This is a genomic window from Bacteroidota bacterium (assembly GCA_016714535.1).
Taxonomy (GTDB): domain Bacteria; phylum Bacteroidota; class Bacteroidia; order AKYH767-A; family OLB10; genus JADKFV01.
In genome coordinates, this window is the sequence record JADKDR010000009.1 from 129,377 (window position 1) to 146,231 (window position 16,855).

Consider the following 16,855-nt stretch of genomic DNA (forward strand, 5'->3'; position numbering starts at 1 on the left):
TCACATTTTTTTTATCGCTTTTTATTTTTTTTACACTAAGGCAAAAAAAAATGTTTGCGGGGTATCCACTACAATCCCTGCCGCAATGCCGCATGCTCACGTGCGTTTGCTATGGTTGTAATTTGTGTTATGCATGCAATCAGCTTCTTCAATTCATTGTAATTTATTTATCCAAAAAAAAACATCCATCTGCATTCGCAAATAGATGTTTTGTATATACTACAAGTTACAATTATTATACTAGAATAATTACTTTAATCATTTCTATTTCTAACCATTCATAGACACCAGAAACTCTTCGTTACTCTTGGTACCTCTCATACGATCGAGCAAAAATTCCATAGCCTCACTTGGGTTCATGTCAGAAAGATGATTACGTAGCACCCACATTTTTTGCAACATATCTCTTGGCATTAATAAATCTTCGCGTCTTGTGCTGCTTGCTACCAAATCAATAGCAGGATAAACCCTCTTGTTAGCTAACTTACGATCGAGCTGTAACTCCATGTTACCGGTTCCTTTAAACTCTTCAAAAATAACCTCATCCATTCTTCGAGCCTGTATCAATCAATGCAGTTGCCAGTATGGTTAGCGAGCCACCATTTTCTATCTTGCGTGCACTACCAAAAAATCTTTTAGGCTTATGCAGTGCATTCGCTTCTACCCCACCCGACAACACTTTTCCCGATGCAGGTGCAACCGTATTGTAAGCTCGCGCAAGGCGCGTAATACTGTCAAGCAATATGACCACATCATGACCGCACTCTACCAGGCGCTTGGCCTTTTCAAGGACAATGTTTGCAACCTTCACATGCCTATCCGCAGGCTCATCAAACGTGGATGCAATAACTTCGGCATTCACACTTCGCGCCATATCAGTAACTTCTTCGGGACGCTCGTCTATCAATAACACAATCATGTAGCACTCCGGATGATTTTTTGCAATAGCATTTGCTACATCTTTTAGTAGCACTGTTTTACCCGTTTTTGGTTGGGCCACTATCAATCCGCGTTGCCCCTTACCTATTGGAGTAAACATGTCCATCACACGTGTCGAGTTAGACTTTACTCCTGTACTTAAATCAAATTTTTCCTGCGGAAAAAGTGGTGTTAAATATTCAAAAGGCACCCTATCGCGTATAAACGCAGGCTCCTGTCCGTTGATATGCTCAATTTTAATAAGTGGAAAATATTTTTCGCCTTCGCGTGGTGGACGCACCATACCCGTTATGGTATCTCCCGTCTTTAACCCGAACAGTTTAATTTGCGATTGACTCACATAGATATCATCGGGCGATGCCAGATAATTATAATCGGAACTACGCAAAAATCCAAAGCCTTCGGGCATTATTTCGAGTGCTCCTTCGGCAGCTACCGCTCCATCTATATCTGTATTAATCTCATGAATTTTGCGCTCTCGCTGACTATTATAACCACCGCTGTTTGGCTGAAAATCAGAAGGTGGTCTTCGTGGCATTTCGGTTCGTGGCTGATTTAACTGAATCACAGGCTGCGAAAGCGATGGTGGCTTTATAAGCGAACGGCTGCTTTCTGCCGGTTTCGGCTCGTCATTATTTTGTACATTGTTTGTGGCTGTTGTTGCCGGGGGCGCATCATCCATATTTTCAAGCGCCACGCTTATGCGTTGGCGTTGTCTGGGTTTATTAGCATCTGTATTAGCATCTTCTGTTGATTCTACAGCCGGTGGTGGTGTATTGGCTATGGTCTCTTCTGTCTCAATAGTTGCCGTGGCAAATAAATCGGGCGCTGCCGCTTCTGCTTCCGGCTCACTCGCAGACTCTACCACTTTGCGGGTTCTTGGTTTTTTCTCTGAAGGATCCTTGGCTTCTTTTTTTGTAACACGCTTACGCTTTGGGGCTTCGTCTCCCTGAATTTCGTTTTCTAACATAATTCTTTTTTAATGTTTCTGATTATTTTTTTATTGCTGTGCTTAAACACAATAAAACGTTTATTTTTTACAGGATTAGCTTTTTAAGGCTATTGCTTACTACGCTGCTTTAGGCTGATAACTAATTGTCATGGATTTAATAGTTTAAAATTTGGCTAAGGTTTGAGTGGCTCCTGTACCACCCTCATGCTCACAATTTTATCAATAAATAACGCTTTGTTTTTAGTCCTTTAATGCAGGCTTAATTCGAGTTTTATTGTTTAGTAATTTTTCACTCATTAATTTACTTCGTACATCTTAAAAAAAATAAACTTTAAGATATAAAAACCCGAAACGAACTAAATAAATACTTTTTTGATTTATATTTTCAATAGGAATTGAATTTTGGATTTAGTTTCCTGCAGTTAAAATGTAATTAAAGGAAACCGAATTGAGAGTTAAATCGGTTGCAATAATAGTATATCATTTTAGAGTACCAAAACATTTTGCAATTTTTTTTGGGTAAATGCTGCTTAATTAAACTTTATGATATCCATAATCGCAGTATTGCCCTTTGTCAGGCTATTAATATCTAACGATCATACTGATCGTTTTTCTTTTCTAGCTTAAGGTCACGCAGCATGCTTGACTTAACATTGATAGAAAAAAAATAGCTTTGTTGAAAACCACTGGGCACCCAGTTAAATCGCATCTCCCAACAATGCAGGTCTTTTGCAAATCCAACCGAGGTATAGGTTAACCCTCTATTAATAAAATCATAGCCACTGCTTAAGTTTATTCGCCAAGTTGGAGTAAGACCTATATCGCTAGAGAAATTCAGCGTTTGTGTCAATTCTTTCTTTTTGCCACAACCACAATATCTAAGTTATAGTTAGTTGTAACACTCCAAATAATAGGTACTATGCCAACCGGTTTGTTTTTCTCCTGAGCTTTACGCTTCTCTTCGCTCTTAAATGATTGATTATTCAATGTAAAAGATAAGCCCATGCTGCTATTGGTAAAACGCAGCCATTGTTTGGTTACCTGACTGTGAAAGTATTTAATACGCCTGCCCAGAGAATCGGCACCGTAAAAATCATAATTTGCATTGGCATATAAATTAACCATTTGTTTAATGGTGGTGCGCGCAGTTATAGACAAGGGTGACCATTGCATGCTATCAAGTGCCATGTTATAGCCGGTATTAATTCCAAGGTTTTCAAGTATGCGAAACTTTTTATACTCCATGCCACTGCTATCGGTATAATAACGTGTTTTCATTTCAAAATTGTTATCAAGGCCCATACTTACAAAGCCATATTTACCTGCTTGCGGACTTCCATATGGACCGTTTTGATACTTGCTATATAACTGCGTATTTCCTATAGAATCTATTTGCACATATCTGTAAATACCATATTTATATTCTCCAAAGTCAGGGCGAAATGTGTATGCTACTGATGGTGTCATAATATGACGAATACCGGCAAACCAACCTTTTCTATGCATCAGCGTTCCATATATACGAGTGCTAAGGGCAGCACCTGCCTGATAACTGTGTGCTATGTTGAACCCTGCAATAGCTTTTTCATCAACCACTGCCGAATCTTTATTCCATGATTTTTCAAGCGATTTAAAATACCAATATTGAGTATAGTTAAACGAAGGATTCAGATTAAAATATTTCAAGAACTTAATGGTAGTAACAATAGGAATGCTGTGTTGCACTCCATTGCGCATCTGTTGCAATGTTTCCTTTTTAAACAAAAGCGAATCATAGGTATCGATTGAATTAATAGCGGCCGAAGTATAACTAAAATTTATTTTTTCATACCAACGCTCTCTGTCAATGGCATCATTACGTTTAAATGGATACGTAGCTCCTAAGGTAAGTGCAATTGTTGGCAGTGCAATATCAACCTTTTTTGTAATTGTATTTTGAGAGTGGTTGGCACCCAAAGCCAAACTGAGTGGCCTGCGTGAGCTAAATACCGAATAGTTGATAGATGAATTAAAGGTATTCTGCAAGAAGTTGGTAGGCGTAGAAATATTTACCTGATAAAAATTGCTACTGCCCGCCCGCACCGATGCACTGAAAGATGAGTTTGGTCTTGCCTTTCCATCCTGTCTATGCGTCCAGTTAACAAAGAAACTTTTGTTAAGCGAATAATCGGGCAACTCAGGCTCACTTACTCTTATGCGGCTGTAGCTAAAATCAAAGTTACCGCTGTATTTGTATTTAAGTGCATAATTGGTAGCAATGCTGCCGGCCCAACTGCCAAGCGTGTATATGTCCCCTGTTATGGCAAGATCAATGTAATCGCTTAATCCAAAATAAAAGCCACCTTCTTTAAAGAAAAATCCCAGTTCGTTCGATTCTCCGTATTTAGGAAAATCAAACCTGAACTTCTGCCCTTTTATTTGGAAAAAATCCGAAGGGAATTGCAAGCGGAGTGGGAATGCCTTCGATATACAAATTAGCAGGCCCTGTAACTACCTGCTTATTCTTTATCACTTTCAACTTATCTGATTTAATGTAAAAATGAGGCTCCTCGGCATCGCAGGTTGTATACCTACCCGACTTTATAAAGTAATCATCGCCCGCTGTTTTTATTACTGTATCGCCAAGTATATACCCTTCGCCCTGCCTGGTCACAATACCCGAAATCTCGCCCTTCTTAGATTCGAAGTTATATAAAATAGTAGCTGCTTTAACTTCATCTGTATTCTGTTTAAACACGGGTACTCCAACTATTTTACCACTGCTATCAGGCAATCCTTGGCATAGATGGTGCTTGTTTTCCAATTTATCTCTATCCAATCTGCATTAAGTGTAATGTCTTCGTAATCGATTTGCGCTTTACGATACAAGTATACCTTGTTATTTGCAATATCAAAGTCGATGGTATCGAATGAGGTATACTTTATTTTGGATTGCAAGTCACTCGACATATTTACTTGCATGCTATCTCCTTTGCTCACTGTATCTGCCTTAGCCGTTGCAGTGTCTTGTTGCGCATAGATTGTTCCCACAAAAAAAACATGGAATAATATTAACAAACATACCTTTAAAAACATATTGCTTTGTACTTGCCAAGTATGGAAAATGTAATAAAGATTCATCATATTTGCGATTCTCCGCTGAGCAATCGAATTGAAATTTTTGTCAAATTAAATTTAAATTATCCAAAACGTGAAAAAGACCTTAGTTATTATCTTAATGTTGGTGTCGCCCATGCTGTTATCTATGCAGCAAGTTGGACGGATAGGATATAAAATTAAAACGGTAGTTATTGATGCCGGGCACGGTGGACATGATCATGGGTGCAAAGGCGCTAGCAGTAAAGAAAAAGATGTGGCCCTTAAAATTGCTTTAAAGTTGGGCAAACTCATTGAAGATAATATTGATGATGTAAAAGTAATTTACACCCGCAAGACGGATGTATTTGTCGAATTGCATGAGCGTGCAGAAATTGCCAACCGTAATAAGGCCGATTTATTTATCTGTATACATTGTAATGGTGGCAGCAAAGTTGCCTATGGCACCGAAACCTTTGTGATGGGATTGCACAAGAGCGAAGATAACCTGGCAGTATCTAAACGTGAAAACGAATCGGTACTTTTAGAAAAAGATTACAAAACCAAATACGATGGCTTTGACCCTAATTCGCCTGAAAGCAATATTATTTTCAACCTGTATCAAAACACGTATCGCGACAAGAGCCTCATTTTTGCGAGCAAGGTACAGTATCAATTTACCGAAAAGGCCGGGCGTTTTGACCGGGGAGTAAAAGAAGCAGGCTTTGTTGTTCTATGGCGCACAGCTATGCCCAGCGTGCTTGTAGAAACCGGATTCCTTACCAACCCCCGCGAAGAAAAATTTATGATTAACGATAAGAATCAGCTCACGCTTGCTACCTGCTTATTCAATGCCTTTAAAGAATATAAAATTGACATGGAAGAAGGTGATGCTGCGGCAGGTAATAAGGTAACCGTTACAACTTATGAAAACAAAACACAAGACGAGCGCAACGAAGAAAAAAATGTGCAACCTAGTACCATAATTGCAAAAAAATCGGAAGAAACACCAACGAAGGTTATTGAAAAAAAAGCAATTGAAGATCAAAAAAAACTAACCGAAGAAAAAGTAGCTGCTGAAAAGAAAAAGGAAGAGGAAGCGCGCGTGAAATTGGCAAAAGAAAAAGCTGATAGTACCAAGGCGCATGATGCAATGATATCATGGAAGGCCAGGCAAAAAGCCACGCAGGACAGTCTCGACAAGCATAACATGCAAGTAAGTATTAACAGAAAAACTAAAGAAGATAGCCTTAAGTTGCATGAAGCCAAACAGTTAGCCGAACAAAAGAAAATTGAAGATACCAAAATCGAAAAGCTAAAAAAAGATAAGGAAGAAGCCGACCGCAAAGCTAAAGCTCAGGCAGACTTAAAGGTTAAAGACGAGGCTGACCGAAAATTAAAAGCTGCTGAAAAAGCTGCATCGGACAAAGCAAAAGAAGATGCTAAAAAGGCTGATAAGAATAAACATACCATTACTGCACCTATGAAGCCCCCTGTAGATTATATTGTAGAAGGCGTAGTAATGGATATGAACTTGTTCTACACCATTCAAATAGGTGCCAAAACAGAACCTACGGCAGAAGAGCTTGCACGTTTTAATTCAGTTCCTGACATGCGTATTATACTTGCCGACAATAATATGAAACGTTATACCCTTGGTCACTTTATTAAATTAAAAGATGCTCAAGACATGCTTAAGCAAATACATGACCTCGGTTTTGAAGACGCGTTTATAACTCCTTACGCCAAAGGACAGCGCATTACTTTAAAAGAGGCTGGTTTGCTTAAATAACTAATTTAACCGACAATTGCGCATTACGTAAATGTGCAAAGCCAATTGGGCATCATAGTCAAAATCAATATTTAAATTGTTGCTTCAAAAAAAAATCATTTAACTTGCATCATTAACCTTGGTAAGTGAATAATGTATCCATACATACTACTCAGCATGTGCCCTTAAGCTATGATGCAGCAAATTTAGGTTCTCGCATTGGTGCCTTTGTTCTTGACCTGTTGTTCTATGTTGCCTGGTTAATTCTTTATAATATTATTGAAGGACTTTTTGATAGCGACCTTAGCACTGCTTCGCAATTTGCATTGTGGCTGCCAGCCATGGTATACAGCCTTGTGTGCGAGGTACTCTTCGATGGACAAACATTAGGCAAAATGGTTGCGCGTATCAGAGTAATAAGCAAAGATGGTGTACCGGCAACCTTTGCAAATTTTTTTATGCGATGGATGTTCCGCATTATTGATATTTTTATGTCGGGAGGTTCAGTAGCGGTAGTAACGATACTGATGAATGGCAAAGGCCAACGGTTGGGCGATATTGCTGCAGGCACTGCCGTTATTAGTTTAAACAAGAAATATAATATTAATACTAACATAGCTGCCGAAATTGATTCCGACTATGATATTACGTATAAGGAAGTAGCAAATTTAACAGACTATGATATCTTGCTAATAAAAAAGATATTTAATTATGCATTTAAAAGAAGAAACTTCATACTGCTGGAGCAATTAAGCGAACAAGTAAGTTTGGTTTTAAATGTAAAAGTTGAAAACGACCGCGAAGAGTTTCTTCGTACGGTGGTTAAAGATTACCAGTTTATGATGAGTGTCTCAAACTAATAAAACTTATGACAGAAAAAGATACCGCTCACACAATAGCTGAACAGTTATTGCAAATTAAAGCCATTAAGCTACAGCCCGAAGATCCTTTTACGTGGGCATCCGGATGGAAATCGCCCATCTATTGTGATAATAGATTATCCTTAGGGTATCCACGAATTCGCACACATGTAAGGCAATCATTTGCAAAACTCATAGAAAGTAAATTTGGCAAACCTGACCTAATTGCCGGAGTAGCTACAGCAGCCATAGCACCGGGTGTGCTTGTTGCCGAAGCATTGGGCTTACCTTTCTGTTATGTGAGAAGTGCCAGTAAAGATCATGGCCTTAAAAATCTGATTGAAGGAGGCTATGAAAAAAATCAGTCGTGCGTGGTAGTTGAAGATTTGGTAAGCACAGGTAAAAGCAGCATAGCAGCAATAGAAGAGTTACGAAAAGCAGGTGTGGTTGTTAAAGGCCTGGTATCTATTTTTACGTATGGGTTTGAAGAAGCCAACGAAGCATTTAAAAATGCAAATTGTCAGTTTTACTCGCTTAGCAATTACGATGTTCTTATAGAAGAAGCCATAGCTAAAAAATATATCAAACCTAATCAGTTAACCATCTTACAGCAATGGCGCATTAATCCTCAGGAATGGGGTAGAAATCCTGTTTAATAATTATGACTAACATAACAAGTGATAGCGTGCTCATTGATGCCCCTGCAGCTCGGGTTTATGAGTTTTTATGTAATTTTAATAATTACCAGATGATAATGCCCGATCAGGTAGAAGATTGGCAATCGAACCATAATGAAGGTAGTTTCAGTATAAAAAACATGGCTAGTATAGGTTTGGTAATTACTGAACGTATGCCGTTCAATTTAATTAAGCTAGTTAAAACCAAAGCACCTTTTTACCTTGATCTTGATTGCAAAATTTCGGAAATGAGCGAAGGTATACAGTGTCAGTTACAACTTGTAATGCAAGCCGACCTGAACATGATGATGAAAATACTGGCAACGCAACCCCTTACTAATTTAGTAAACACATTAGCTTACAATTGCAAAAAGGTTATTGAAAACGGCACTGAATAATAGCAGTGCTACTATCACTCGACTACAAGACGATTTGATTATACCTTGCTCGTCCTCATTTGCAAGACGGATGTTCTACTTTTTATTCCACATGCTGCTTGTGGTTTGGTGTTTTCACCAACCACATATTCGTATCGGATAATTTCAAAAATTGCATTTGAAATATTGATTTTTCACTTTCAATTTGATTTTTCAAAACATTATTGCTCGGCCAATGCACCCGTAAATCCCCGCTACGGTAACTTGCGTTTTGTATGATGGGTTTTTCTTGTAGTTTCATTTTTTGGTTTAAAAGGTAAATAATTTTTTCGTCATCCACCTACCAACCCACGTTGCGTGTATTTTTCAAAGTGCATTAGTGAGCATTAAAACTAACTAAAAAGTACAAACTAACAAATCATGTTTTAGCAGTGCTAAAACATGTTCACCTCTAACTATGCTCAAACAGCAATTTGATGTAAGTTGCCAAGGCGATTTTTATCTGGTGAATATTATTTTATCGGTGTGAAACTATAATATTCTATAGCTTACAAAAACTTATGAAGACATTACATCTGTACTTCTATTAGTACCTACTCTAATTGTCATTTCAAACAATTAATCTAACCCAAAAAAAAGCCTGCATTTCTGCAGGCTTCGATAATATCAATTAAAGTTAGTCTTAGTTAATTACCAACTTCTTAGTTACAATACCATTTTTGCTTAAAACACGAATATAATAAATACCCTTAGGCTGATTGCTTAGGTCATAAACGTATTTGTTGCCATCAGACTCATTGGTTGTATGCAGCATGGCTCCTTTATTATCATATATAGCTATGGTTATATCAGTTGCATTGCCCGTTACATCGATGGTAAAAATCCCATCGGTAGGATTTGGGTACACATTCACTATATCTAGTTCCAAAATTTCGTTTACACCAACAAAGCACATAGTGCAAAAGTTGAAGCATATTTCCTGCAAGGTAATGTCAAACTCAGGTACTACAAGTTCTCGGTTGAAACCACCAAATCCATCTGGTACTCCACATTGACCGGGTACATTTTCAACAGCTCCAAAATTATTATCGCGCAGGTATTTGTACTGTATGGTTTGTGTGCTGTCCAGGCGTAACGTTACTGTGTAAATTGAATCGCTGTTTACATCAAACATTGGTGTGGCTGTTGGATCCCAATTATTAAATGTTCCTGCAATAAATACATTTACTATTTGGTTGCCCATAATTACCGCTCCATGCATATCTACCTGGAAGGTAACATTTACCGAGTCATCGGTGCAAGCACCGCACTGACTATAACAAACACAGTCAAGCGAATCGGAGATGGTTACAATTATTTCGCGATTATAACCACCAAGTCCATTTGGAACACCACAAAGTTGAGGTACTATTTCTTCACCCACAAAAGTTGAATCAATTAAAAACTTGTACTGATGGAAAACACCGGTATCAAGCACTACCTGACAAACCCACTTGGTGCCAAGAGGATTCCACATTTCGGTTGCAGTAGTATCCCATGCATTAAAACTACCAACTAAGTGAGGACTAACAGGCGTTTCATTTTTTAAATCTACCTGGAAGGTAATTACCGCTTTGTTGGTTGCCCCACAAGCACCACATTCGTTAAAACACACAATAGGTAAAATAGTAAAATTGTTGGGAACTACTAACTCACGATTATAAACTCCATTCACATCCTGAACACCGCAAGCCATAGGCACTGTTTCGCTTCCTGCCAACGAATTTTTGCTCAAAAATTTATATTGGAATATCTTACTTGAATCAAGCACTAAGGTGATACCGTAAATGTTGTTTCCTAAAGCAGTCATTGGTATGGGTGTCCAACTATTGAAACTTCCTGCTAAGTGCGGACCACCTTTTCCAATAGCAGTTTGGCTCATATCTACTCTGAAATTTACACTTACAAGTCCGATAGGAATACAACCGTTACATTCTGAAAAACAAACTTTGGCAAGTATGGTATCCGTTTCAGGAACTTGCAAAAATCGATTGTACCCGCCTACTCCATCAGGCACGCCACAAGCTTGTGGAACCGTCTCGTAGCCGCTAGTGTTGTTATCGTTCAGGAATTTGTATTCGATGCTAAGTGTAGTATCAAGCCATAATTCTATTTCGAAGCATCCGTTACCAATATCAGTTAAGGGATGAGATGATACATTCCAATTGTTGAATGTTCCCGCAATATGAGGGCCTCCCTGACCTAACGATGAATTACTCATATCTACCACAAACTTCACTTTTACAGAATCTGTTTTAGGACAATACGTACATTCAGAAAAACAAACAGTATCTATTATTGCATCCATTTCCGGCACTTCAAACTCGCGGTTAAATCCTCCAAAACCATCAGGCACTCCACATTGAGAAGGTACCGATTCAAACATGCTGTTGTTATCAGTTAAAAACTTATACTGAATAATTAAGGAGCTGTCAATCATTATTGTTGTTCCATATACATTGCCTGAAATTTGCGTTAGTTGTGTTTTTGTACTCCAGCCATTCCATGATCCTGCAATATGTGGCCCACCAATTCCAAACGTTTGACCTGTAACATCTACCAGGAACGTAACATTAACCGAATCAATACTTGAGCATGCAATACAACTTGAGAAACAAACAACATCTAGGGTTGTATCTGCTTCAGGCACGTTCAAGCCACGGTTTCCATTACTCAATGCACAAGCAAAAGGAACAGTTTCATAACCTGCAACATTATCACTCAGGAATTTATATTCGATATTATCCATCGTGTCTAACCACAATGAAACGCCATAAATATTACCCACAATTAAGTTCAGCGGTGTTGCAGTGGTGCTCCAGTTGTTGAACGTTCCGGCAACATGCGGCCCGCCAATTCCAATGGTTGTATTGGTCATATCTACTTGCAAAGTAACTAATACCGAGTCGTGAGCAATGCAGGTATCACATTCGTTAAAGCATACTTTTTGAAAAACAGAATCAACTTCAGGAATGTCAAGAGAACGGTTTCCATTACTGTTAAGACATGGTCCGGCAAAATTTTCATAACTTGGTACGTTATCATCACTCAGGAATTTATACTCAATACTTGAAGTGGTATCCAGACGCAACGTTATGCCATACACATTTCCGTTTATTAATGTAAGCGGATTTGCGGTTGTACTCCAGCTATTGAATGTACCGGCAATATGAGGCCCGTTAGGTCCGGGAGGTGTATTAGTAAAATCAACCTGTAGGGTAATATTTACCGAATCGGGAATTACACATTTTCCACACGTAGCAAAGCAAATGGTATCGAGCACTACGTCTGTTTCGGGAACCGCTAAAAAACGGTTTCCATTTATGTTTGAACACTGCTGAGGAACAAGTTCGTATGAACCTGCATCATCATTCGAAAGGAATTTGTATTCGATATTCAACATAGTATCGAGCGGAAGAACTATGGAATACAATGTACCTCCCACCAGGTTCATAGGTGTGGCTGTTGTGCTCCAGCCATTAAATGTGCCAGCCAGATGAACTCCGTTTGGACCGGGAGGTGTGTTTACCATATCTACCAAAAAGGTAACATCTACGGTATCCGGATACGGACATGCTGCACAATTGCTAAAGCATACAATATCTAGTATTGTATCAGTTTCAGGAACTATTAATGCGCGATTACCATTACCGTTGCTACACAATACAGGAACTATTTCGTAAGCTCCTGTACCAGTATCATTCAGGAATTTGTATTCCGCAATTTTAGTACTATCAAGCAACAAGGTAGCACCATAAGTGGTACCGCCTATCAGTTTCAATGTATCAGTAAATGTATTCCAGTTGTTAAACGATCCTGCAATGCGAGGTCCACCTTGACCAAGAATGGTTTGTGCCATATCAACTCTGAAGGTAACTTTTACTTTAGGTGTTGTAGTACAGGCTATGCAACTTGCAAAACAACGCGTGGCAAGCACACTGTCAACTTTAGGAACCTTTAGCGAGCGAACAAAACCATGGAATACGTTTGAAACACCGCAAAATGGCGGCACGGTTTCGCTCGTAATAATTGCAGATCCGGTTGAGAAACGATATTGTATGGTTTCCATGGTATCTAATCGTAACATAACACCCCAAACATTTCCGGCTATATACGTTAGTGGGAATTTGGTAGTATTAAAATTATTAGGATTGTAGCGAATTAAATGCGGGCCACCAACTCCCGGTTGTGTGTTTGATAAATCTACTTTGAAAACAACATCTACCGAGTCGGGGAATATACAAGGGCCGCATTCACTAAAGCATACCAATGGTAAAGCAACCGATGATTCGGGAACTTTTAAATTACGATTAAAGAAACCACCATTATTTACTCCGCATACCTGAGGCACAATTTCGTAAGCGGTAAGTAAGGTATCACTTAGAAATTTGTATTGATAGGTTTGTGTGCTATCAAGAAGCAAGGTCTTTTGCCATACCCCATTACCCATAGAGTCTAATGGAGTGGCAGTAAGCGACCAGCCATTAAATGCACCGGCTAAATGCGGTTTGCCCGGACCAATTGTAACTTTGCTGTAATCGCATTTAAAGGTTACACTGACTGCTGGCGAACAATTGATACACTCATTAAGACAAACTGCTGCCAGTGTTGAATCATTTTCGGGAACAGCAATTTCGCGACTGAGGCCACCCACAGTATCAGGTACAGCGCATGCAGGATTTACTGTTTCACTTCCGGCAAAAGTGTTTCCAACAAAAAATCTATATTGATGAACAGCGGTGGTATCAAGGCTAATTGTTTTTTTCCATATACCGTTTCCAAAGTTTACCATTTGCAGCGAAGTGGTATCCCAACTATTAAAAGTTCCGGCCAGGTACATAAAATTTGTGCCTATGTTAGTTTGCGATACATTAACCTGAAAAGTAACATTACTTAGAGGTGGTGGTGGGCACAAGATGCAATCGCTAAAACATACATCAGGCAATAAAAGCGCAGTGGTGGGAACAATAAGCTCTCGCACAAAGTTACCGTTACCATCAAGGACACCGCATTGTATAGGTACTATTTCCTGTCCTCCAAATCCAATATCGTTTAGGAAAAAATATTGAAGCGTATCGCCTTGAGGCAAGTTTAAGGTTAATGAAAAAAGTGTAGGTCCAATCTGATTCATTGGCACCGGGTTAAATCCATTTTTATTTGTAGCCAGATAAACTCCAGATTGAAACCCTGACTGGGCCACGTCTACCCTAAAAGTTACATCGGTAGAGTTGCTGTTTCCACAACTTGTACAACCTCCAAAGCAGACTATTGGCAGTATTACACTATTAGTGCCCATAGTGATTTGTCGGTTTCCATTCGCATTGTCGCAAGCTATGGGAACTACCTCTGCGTCTACATCATAAATACTTCGCAAAAATCTATATTCGATAACCGTAGCGGTATCAACAAATACCGAGACATAATAAATTCCATTTCCACCATTTATCATGGCTACTTTGTTGGAGGCCATACCGGCATAGTTCCAAACAACATGAGGACCAAAGGGGCCAATTGTTGTTTGACTCATATCAACTTTAAAAGTAAGTTCCTTTTGTCCAATAGCATTGCATGGAGTGTCACATTCGCTGTAGCACACTACCGGCAGTATGGTATCCTTTTGGCCCACATCCACTCTGCGTACATAGCCACCGTTACCATCAGGCCAACCACAAGCGGCTGGTACTATTTCGCCACCAATGAGGCTGCCATCACGCAAGAAACGATAGAAGTGTGTACTACCCTTTTCTAGCAAAAATATTTGAATATAAATATTGGGTAAGAAAGGATAGGTAATATCAGCAAGCGGATCCCAATTATTAAATGTTCCAATAATGTGCGCGTAGCTATTGCCAAGAGGTGTATTAGACATATCTACACGAAAACGAACCTTGACTTTGTTCGTATCTGAACATAGGCAATATGCAAAACAAACCGGCTGAAACACAGTTGATACATTTGGCAAATCGACCCAACGCGACTTCCATGGTTTACCATTACCTCCTACCGAACAAGAATTAGGTAATTCCTCATGAGCAGCATTTGTTGTGTCGCTAAAGAAATTATACTTTAAATATAATGAGGTATCAAGGTTCATGGTTACCTTGTAAATAACCTGACCATTTACAACAGGAAGTTCCTGCGTCATCCTATATTGAGTAAGATTCCAACCATTAAAATTACCTGCCAGCGTTGGACCTCCGGGACCTAGAGGCACACCTGTCATATTAACTTTAAAAGTGTACTCACGCAAAGGGGAAGGTTGGCAAGGGCCGCAAGAACTATAACAAACTACTGGAAGTGTTGTATCTATTTCGGGAACAATAATGCTCCTTACCGTATCAAATAGTATAGTACCATCGTATACACCACATGCACCTGGAACTTGCTCTGCACCATATAAGTTGGCATCGCGAATAAATTTGTATCGCAACACCTTGGTAGTATCTACCAAATATTTGTGCTGATAGATTCCATTTCCTATTGGCGTTAATAAATGCGAAAATGTATTGTAGTTATCATCATCAATAATTACGTGAGGTAAGCCCGGCCCAATGGGCGTATTGCTTAAATCAACTTTAAAAGTGATAGTAACTTTATTCTTTAAAGCACAGGTATAGCAACTGCTAAAACAAATCAATGGCAGGTTGGTATTGACTTCAGGAACAGGCAGGAAACGATAATTACCCATGCCCATATAGTTTTGGGTACAATTACCTTGCACCACCTCCGGAGTGGCGCCAATTTGAAAATAATAGTAAACATTGGTTGTGGTATCGAGCTTTACAGCTACCGAATAATTTGTGGCAGCATAATTAACCATTTGAATAGGCTGAAAATTATTCCATGAACCCACCAAAAACATTCCACCGGGTGCGGGGCCATTGGCGTTTACAAAAAAGGTAACGAATACAGAATCGGGATATACACAGGGACTGCAACTTGAAAAACAAACTACGGGCAACGTTGTATTTGCATTTGGAACTGCTAATTCTCTTCTACTGTTGAGATTAGCACAAGCTAACGGCACTGTGTCAGCACCGGTAGTGTCTTGCAAAAATGTGTATTCAACAACTTCATTGGTATCAAGATTTACATCTGCAAAGTACGTTGTGCCATTGAGCAGCGTCATGGGTGTTGCGGTGCTATCCCAGTTATTAAAAGTACCTACCAGGTGTGGACCATTGGGACCTAAGCTTGTATTCTTCATATCCATACGAAAACGTACAGTTACATTAAACAAAGGGTCGAAAACCTGAACAGAGTAAAAGTTTCCATTGTCCATACCTCTGTTAAGAGTAATTAAATCGTAATCACTGGCAACAAAGTTCCATGCATCAAAAGTTGAACTCAATGCATAATATTGAATAGTCTTTTGTCCCGGTGATTTAATAATTGTGGCATTACCTATGGTATCAGTTAGTCCGCTAAAAAACACCTGTAAAATATCGCTTGATGCCCAGTTATTATAGGTGAAACGCAAGAAGACAAACTCCTCAGGGCTGCGTGGGCCGGCCATATTCACCTCAAATTGTATGTTTTGATTGCTATAAACAGGGTCGGGCGTGATTTGCTTAATCGTATTTATAGGAGCGAACTCGGTCGGCTTATTGGTTGTCTCCATTACGATTGCATTCGTAGTATTGTACCCGTTATCCTTTAGTCTTGTGGTGTACCATTTACCAACGGTAGTTGAATTATTAAACAAATTATCAGAGGTAGGCACATTATACCATGCAAAAAGTGCAGGAACATTAAACTCGGTATTACCAAACTTACGCCAGATGTTTACGGTATCAGATATAATGGCATAATTATACCCTGCGCTATCTGATTGAATCTGCACAGATTGATAACCTGGAATATCTGAAGCCATTGTTTGTCCATTCCAAAAATAGCCGGTTCGGTACCCCGGATGCACGTAATATGTTTGCGCAAAGATTGCCTGAGAGAAACTAATTGCGCAAAGAATTAGTAATAATTTCATTGAAGTCGGAAATTTTTTCATTAAATATAAATTGTTTTTAATATCGATTCATTTATTCACAATGGTCAGATTATGAAGGTTATACTCTTCCTTCCTGTCTATAATCATGCCTTTTTAAATAACTCGCGAAGGTAAGTTTTAATAAAGTTGTTTCTTTTCATATGTAGAAAAACTTTTACAC

General features: G+C 39.0%; 10 protein-coding genes and 1 pseudogene. 4 read left to right on the forward strand and 7 right to left on the reverse strand.

Features of this window, described 5'->3' with window-relative positions:
• Nucleotides 1-270 precede the first annotated feature (270 nt).
• From rho to IPO27_13170, 5 genes and pseudogenes are all read right to left on the reverse strand, one after another.
• A pseudogene (rho, locus tag IPO27_13150) lies at nt 271-1,909 on the reverse strand (transcription termination factor Rho).
• 571 nt (nt 1,910-2,480) lie between these two features.
• Nucleotides 2,481-2,741: a hypothetical protein gene (locus IPO27_13155; GenBank protein MBK8847432.1), complete on the reverse strand. Its 261-nt coding sequence runs from the start codon at nt 2,739-2,741 to the stop codon at nt 2,481-2,483.
• A complete protein-coding gene (locus tag IPO27_13160) occupies nt 2,738-4,336 on the reverse strand; it encodes a hypothetical protein (GenBank protein MBK8847433.1) in 1,599 nt (532 codons plus the stop codon). The genes IPO27_13155 and IPO27_13160 overlap by 4 nt, the downstream gene beginning before the upstream one ends.
• Nucleotides 4,284-4,694, reverse strand: coding sequence for a hypothetical protein (locus IPO27_13165; GenBank protein MBK8847434.1), 411 nt, complete (start codon nt 4,692-4,694; stop codon nt 4,284-4,286). Before IPO27_13165 ends, IPO27_13160 begins: the two co-directional genes overlap by 53 nt.
• Entirely contained in the window at nt 4,640-4,921 is a 282-nt protein-coding gene (locus IPO27_13170) for a hypothetical protein (GenBank protein MBK8847435.1), read from the reverse strand. Before IPO27_13170 ends, IPO27_13165 begins: the two co-directional genes overlap by 55 nt.
• 187 nt (nt 4,922-5,108) lie before the next feature.
• On the opposite strand from IPO27_13170, the gene IPO27_13175 reads away from it, so the two are divergent.
• The 4 genes from IPO27_13175 to IPO27_13190 all read left to right on the forward strand — a co-directional run bounded on the left by IPO27_13175 (nt 5,109) and on the right by IPO27_13190 (nt 8,672).
• Nucleotides 5,109-6,758: an N-acetylmuramoyl-L-alanine amidase gene (locus tag IPO27_13175; protein ID MBK8847436.1), complete on the forward strand. Its 1,650-nt coding sequence runs from the start codon at nt 5,109-5,111 to the stop codon at nt 6,756-6,758.
• Between the two features lie 125 nt (nt 6,759-6,883).
• A complete protein-coding gene (locus IPO27_13180; protein ID MBK8847437.1) occupies nt 6,884-7,597 on the forward strand; it encodes an RDD family protein in 714 nt (237 codons plus the stop codon).
• A gap of 8 nt (nt 7,598-7,605) precedes the next feature.
• Nucleotides 7,606-8,253 carry an orotate phosphoribosyltransferase gene (locus tag IPO27_13185; GenBank protein MBK8847438.1) on the forward strand — a complete coding sequence of 216 codons (648 nt, stop codon included), beginning with the start codon at nt 7,606-7,608 and terminating at the stop codon, nt 8,251-8,253.
• A gap of 5 nt (nt 8,254-8,258) precedes the next feature.
• Nucleotides 8,259-8,672: a hypothetical protein gene (locus IPO27_13190; GenBank protein ID MBK8847439.1), complete on the forward strand. Its 414-nt coding sequence runs from the start codon at nt 8,259-8,261 to the stop codon at nt 8,670-8,672.
• A gap of 82 nt (nt 8,673-8,754) precedes the next feature.
• Here IPO27_13190 and IPO27_13195 read toward each other — a convergent pair whose 3' ends face one another.
• Both IPO27_13195 and IPO27_13200 read right to left on the reverse strand, forming a co-directional pair.
• Nucleotides 8,755-8,991: a hypothetical protein gene (locus tag IPO27_13195; GenBank protein MBK8847440.1), complete on the reverse strand. Its 237-nt coding sequence runs from the start codon at nt 8,989-8,991 to the stop codon at nt 8,755-8,757.
• Nucleotides 8,992-9,333: 342 nt separating this feature from the next.
• A complete protein-coding gene (locus IPO27_13200) occupies nt 9,334-16,674 on the reverse strand; it encodes a T9SS type A sorting domain-containing protein (GenBank protein ID MBK8847441.1) in 7,341 nt (2,446 codons plus the stop codon).
• Nucleotides 16,675-16,855: the final 181 nt, after the last annotated feature.